Consider the following 5,514-nt stretch of genomic DNA (forward strand, 5'->3'; position numbering starts at 1 on the left):
TGAATCACGCATGCCGCTAAACACCAACAATTTTTTATGAGTTCACGACCTAGATCGTGGACAGCATACGCGCGCAAGGCACCTGCGTGGTCATTCCCCAGTGCAGGAACCGTTTCGACAGACGCCCGTTCGATGGGGCCCTGTTCAAAGCGCGCCACCTCATCGAGAACTTCTTCTGCAAACTCAAGGAGTTCAGGCGTATCGCCATGCGGAGCGACAAGACAGACAGATCATTGGCAGCCATGATCCATCTCACAGCCGCAATCATCAACTCACGTTAATTCCCAATAGGCCCTGAAAAAGATAAAACGTGAATGCCGATCAGACCTAGGCCATCATGACCTCATCAGGTTGTCGCAAACCTATGAACCATAGCCAACTAAAATCATTGAATTCAGTTTTAAAGCAGACTCTAACAGGTTGTGTCGTTTATTAGAAATATGATATTGTTTCCAATTGAGTAGGCAAGTGGGGCAAAAGGAAACATTCCGTGGAACTTATTACAAAGCGCATATTAGTCACTGGAGGAGCTGGTTTTCTAGGTTCTCATTTGTGTGAGAGGCTCATAACCTTAGGGCATGATGTGCTTTGCGTAGACAATTATTTCACTGGTCGCAAAGAGAATGTAGAATTTCTTCTACAGAATCCAAGATTTGAAGCAGTTAGGCATGATATTACTTTGCCTTTCCATGCGGAAATCGATGAAATTTATAATCTTGCTTGCCCAGCCTCTCCTGTACACTATCAATTTGACCCTGTGAAGACAACAAAAACAAGCATTCTTGGGGCAATAAACATGCTTGGGCTTGCGAAACGCGTTAAAGCAAAAATATTTCAAGCATCAACCAGTGAAGTTTACGGCGACCCAGAAATACACCCGCAAACTGAAACCTATAGAGGCAATGTTAATCCAATCGGCCCAAGGGCATGTTACGATGAGGGAAAGCGGTGTGCTGAAACGCTTTTTTTTGATTATCACAGGCAGCATGGTGTAAAAATAAAGGTCGCACGTATATTTAATACATATGGACCACGCATGCATCCGCAGGATGGGCGTGTAGTATCTAATTTCATTGTGCAATCGCTGCAAAATCAAGACATAACTATTTTTGGCGATGGTAGCCAAACAAGAGCATTCTGCTATGTTGACGATTTAATTTCAGGTTTTATTAAATTAATGGGAACAGACGATACAATTACCGGGCCAATGAACTTAGGAAACCCCCATGAAATTCCGGTTAGGGAATTGGCAGAGCAAATTATTCGCTTGACAGGTTCCAAGTCGAAAATAGTTCATTGCCCCCTTCCTCAAGATGACCCTCTCCAGCGTTGCCCCGACATCACGATGGCATCAGAAAAGCTTAGTTGGAAACCACAAATTTCTTTAGAGACGGGCTTGACTCGTACAATTACCTATTTTGATAAACTACTTTCGCAGCGTAATGACATATTAAAAGAACATATGCATAAATAAAATATTCAGCAGTGGAGACTGGTTTGGGGTTTGCAGTGATTGGACGGTTGGCCGACCAGATTAAGCTGAAATCCAAGCATGATGGTAAACTCAGATCAGTACAGAGCAGATTTCACGCGGGCTTCGTTTGTTACTTAGCAAAGTGTACGGTGACAACTCTTAATGTGGGACGGATTATCTCATTCACTGATGTCAATTCTCGACATTATACGATCCGTCTCGCTGCAGTTTTTACGATCGATAGATGCTCGTTTGGGCCCGATGCCTGATTTAATCACTTACGCAATCACGCAGAGCAATCCGATGCTGAGCGGTAACAACATTAACCTATGTCTGATCTTTGACCGATGAGTATTGCATCAGATCAAAAGATCCGAAATATGCTAGTCGCGATGAACGAGTCCTATTTCAACCCCAATGATCACTCGACACGAGTCTTGTATATGGTTATCGGTCATGGTCGCGCTGTGATGGTAATATGGAAAAATGAACTCAAAGGACCGGCACAACGATCCCAAAGAGCTTTGTCTGCATGTGACACTTGATCGAACTTAGGCTTTACTGTGATCGTTTCAGCACCAATCTTAACTTCAGTGATTAAGAACTGTTCATCTTTCGTAGATCTTTGCCTCTGCTATGGCAGAATTAGTTCAAAATACTGAAATGGAACTTTGCAAAAAATCAACTGTAGAAACAAAAGCCCCCTCAGGAAACAAGGCTAGATGCATGAATAATAATAGATATATAATTATTTTTTTAGAAAATATAACGTGCAATTTTGTGATCGACAATGTTCTTGATTTGGATGAAGATGACAAAAAAACCATCATTTCTTCCAATAAGTCAAATCAAGATTTCAAATCTTATGGGGCATTTCGGGCATGGGCAACGAAAGAAATTAATAAAAAAATAATAGCCAGCGATAAGAATTTATTTTTTTGGGCGAAATTTTTTGCAGAGATATCAGATAAAGAATTAAATTTTATTTTCTTTAAGCCGGACATTATATCTTCCATTAACATTATGCGGATTTCCTCTGCTAAAAATGAAATTTTGACCGACCTCGATACGCATATATTACGTACAATTGACAATCTTCTACATAACGCAACGATCATAAGAACAGAAGAGCTTTTTTTTCATAAAAAAGAAACCATAAAGAAAATCCACCCCCATTTAAAAATATCGGATATGTATCTTAATTACGACGAAGATATTTTACATAAATTATATAATACATCTCAAGCCAAAGTAATTAATTTTATTGGGAATGTACATGAGAAGTCTTCTAACATTTTTGAAGGATTTCCAGTCGGAACAAAAAATAAATTAGGCCATGGGGAAATAGGAAACCTTATCCTCTACGCTGGATGGAGCCATGAAGAAAAAGATTTCGTTTGGAATGATGGGACCTATGCATCCATTATATGTCCTATTGTACCGAGTTTGGATCCCCAGAGTATTACATTTTCTATAAATGGCATCTTCGCACCTCAAAGAATAAAAACTCGAGTTATAGTGAACAACGAAGATCTTGGATGTTTAACTATAGACCGAAAATCACACAGTAATTCAAAAATAGAAATATTTCTAGAACTAAAAAAAATCTATCTTCGACATGCCATTAAGGTAGAACTATTCTTCGATAACTTTTATCGGCCTTGTGAGCATGGCAATAGTAATGACAGAAGGAGGCTATGCTTTGCTTTTCAAAGCTTCAGCATAAAAAGTAGTTTGTCTGAAGAATGTCTAAATGGTTTAAAAGAAATAATTACAGAACATCATTATAAGTCTATCTATTTTTTAGGTGGAGAAAATTCAACCATCTACACATTGATAAAGATGCTTTCAGAAAGTATTTTTGACATACAATTTACTAAAATTGATTCTCCAAGGACATTTAGTTTCTCTTTGATCGAAAAAGAAACTTCGCAAAATAATAACAATAAATATAATCTCCAAAAATTAAAAAAATATTGTTTTCCAGAAGAAATTCATTCCGAAGCCTCGTTACATTGCTTCTCTGAAGAAGCAACCCTTCCAGATGTTTTTATCGTATGGGAACCTGAAAAAATTATATCGTCTTTAAAGCTTATTGATTTGATTTTACAAGAAAAGTTTCATAAAGTCCCTAACGTTATATTTTTTAACGTTTCGATTGATTTGTTTTTCCGCAACGAAATTAGTCATAGAGACTTATTTAAGCGGACTTTGTATAAATATTCTGCGCATATAGAAGAAAATATTATTTTTCTACAATATAACCAACGTAAAGGATAACTTTATGAGGTCATATGCAACGATGATTATGGCTCAGGCAGGTCGAAAAATTTCTTTTCGAACTGAAGGCATATCATTACCAAATGCAAGAACGGCACCTGTCATTAATATGCTGAAATATTTTTTACATGAATACGGAGAGTTTAATTGCTCAAAAATCAACGTAATACAATACGATGATTTCATATATCATGATCTAGGCTCTTTGGCTTTTTGTAAAAAATCAGGCGCTGCTCCTGCAGTAGAGCTTATGCCTGATACTTTTTTTTTCGAGAGCCGAGGATACGAAAATATTCGTGACGCTGTTTTATCTGACAAATTGCCAAACTGGAGCCAAAAACAAGATATTGTATTCTGGAGAGGTTCTAGTACAGCTCATCCAACTCTTTCAAATGGTGCGCGAATATCGGAGATAAATCAAATCCCGCGGGTTAATCTTTGCTTGACCATGAAACATATCCAAAATTCTGATGCTGCTATCATGCACTCATGGGGAGGATTTCCTTTTGACCATAAAGAAGCAGTACAATGGCTGTGTTCAAAAGACATTTTTAGACCCGGCATTTCTATGCTAGAACATGCTAAATATCGATATTTGATAGATATAGATGGTCAAGCCTGCGCTTGGAGTTTTTTAGAAAAACTTCTTCTTGGATCTTGTGTTCTGAAAATTAAGTCTCCTTTTGAGCAATGGTTCTATAAAAATTTAGTGCCTTGGCAACATTATATTCCTATTGAAAGTGACCTATCAGACTTGGAAGAAAAAATTACATGGTGTCGCACTCATGAAAATGAGGCTAAAGAAATTGGCCACGAGGGACAGAATTTTGCTCTTTGCGAAACACTAGAAGTTGCTGGACGGAAAACTATAGAATCCATAGCAAAGACTAGCATACCCATGGACAGCTTTTTGTAATGAGCATGACGCAATCCGTCTTTTCTGATCAGGTTTGGTCTGTCTGGGAGCTGTTGATCGAGGAAATCCGTCCGAAGGGGAAGACCTCACCAAAGGGCCTTCGACGAACGATATTCGCGATTCCCTGACGGCATCAAAACCGCGCGAAATGGCGTACCCTTCTGCCCGAATTTGATCCTCTGATAGATTGCAGCACAGTTGCTCATCAGATGGTCAAAGCTCATGTATGGCAATGTCTGTTTAAAAAAGCCAAAAACAGGGCTCAGACCTTGGGCATGCTCTTTCTCGATGGCATGACAATCCGTGTTCATCATAAGGCGGCCGTGGCTGACAAAAAGGGAAATACAATGGGCGCCGCAGGAATCGTGAAGCTCTTAGCCGTTCACGTATCGGCTTTGGCACCAGGGTCTGCGTAACCGCAGATGGACATAGCAAAGCATTGTCCTTTACGCTTTCAACAAGACAGGCATACGAACTCCCGTATGCCTATATTTTGCCTGATGATCTGTGCATCTATCGATCCATGTTGTCTGTGATCGGGGATATTCCTCGCACAAATTCGGTGAAGATCTCTGGATACTGAGGATCTCGTCCTGTCATCCCGCCAAGAAAGAACGATCCTGAAGTCGCCTGCTCGAAAGGGTTTACAGACTCAGGCATCCGGTCGAAAAACTGTACGCAAGCCTCAAGGAATGGCGGGCTGTCGCTACCCAATACGAGAGCATAGCGCCATCTTTCCTCTCCATCATTCTCATCGCTACTACAGCAGACTACATTAAAACCTAACAGACCCTAGGGCGTGTCGTCAGTTAATTCCGATGATGGCGGAAACGAGTTGCACGGC

3 protein-coding genes are annotated in these 5,514 nt (G+C 39.8%); all 3 read left to right on the forward strand.

Features of this window, described 5'->3' with window-relative positions; translation table 11 throughout:
* Positions 1–490: 490 nt before the first annotated feature.
* The 3 genes from NJLHNGOC_RS15060 to NJLHNGOC_RS15065 all read left to right on the forward strand — a co-directional run bounded on the left by NJLHNGOC_RS15060 (position 491) and on the right by NJLHNGOC_RS15065 (position 4,670).
* Positions 491–1,474 (forward strand): UDP-glucuronic acid decarboxylase family protein, encoded by a 984-nt coding sequence (locus tag NJLHNGOC_RS15060; RefSeq protein WP_113597072.1) that lies wholly within the window; start codon positions 491–493, stop codon positions 1,472–1,474.
* A 636-nt stretch (positions 1,475–2,110) separates the two neighbouring features.
* A complete protein-coding gene (locus tag NJLHNGOC_RS15780; protein WP_133258764.1) occupies positions 2,111–3,754 on the forward strand; it encodes a hypothetical protein in 1,644 nt (547 codons plus the stop codon).
* Between the two features lie 4 nt (positions 3,755–3,758).
* Positions 3,759–4,670, forward strand: coding sequence for a glycosyl transferase family 90 (locus NJLHNGOC_RS15065; RefSeq protein ID WP_113597073.1), 912 nt, complete (start codon positions 3,759–3,761; stop codon positions 4,668–4,670).
* The last annotated feature ends 844 nt before the right edge of the window (positions 4,671–5,514 follow it).

Origin of the sequence: Novacetimonas cocois (genome assembly GCF_003311635.1) — a bacterium.
GTDB lineage: Bacteria > Pseudomonadota > Alphaproteobacteria > Acetobacterales > Acetobacteraceae > Novacetimonas > Novacetimonas cocois.

Coding starts and splice junctions, on each gene's coding strand:
- NJLHNGOC_RS15065 (WP_113597073.1), top strand. CDS start 3,759: ATGAGGTCATATGCAACGATGATTATGGCTCAGGCAGGTCGAAAAATT.
- NJLHNGOC_RS15780 (WP_133258764.1), top strand. CDS start 2,111: ATGGCAGAATTAGTTCAAAATACTGAAATGGAACTTTGCAAAAAATCA.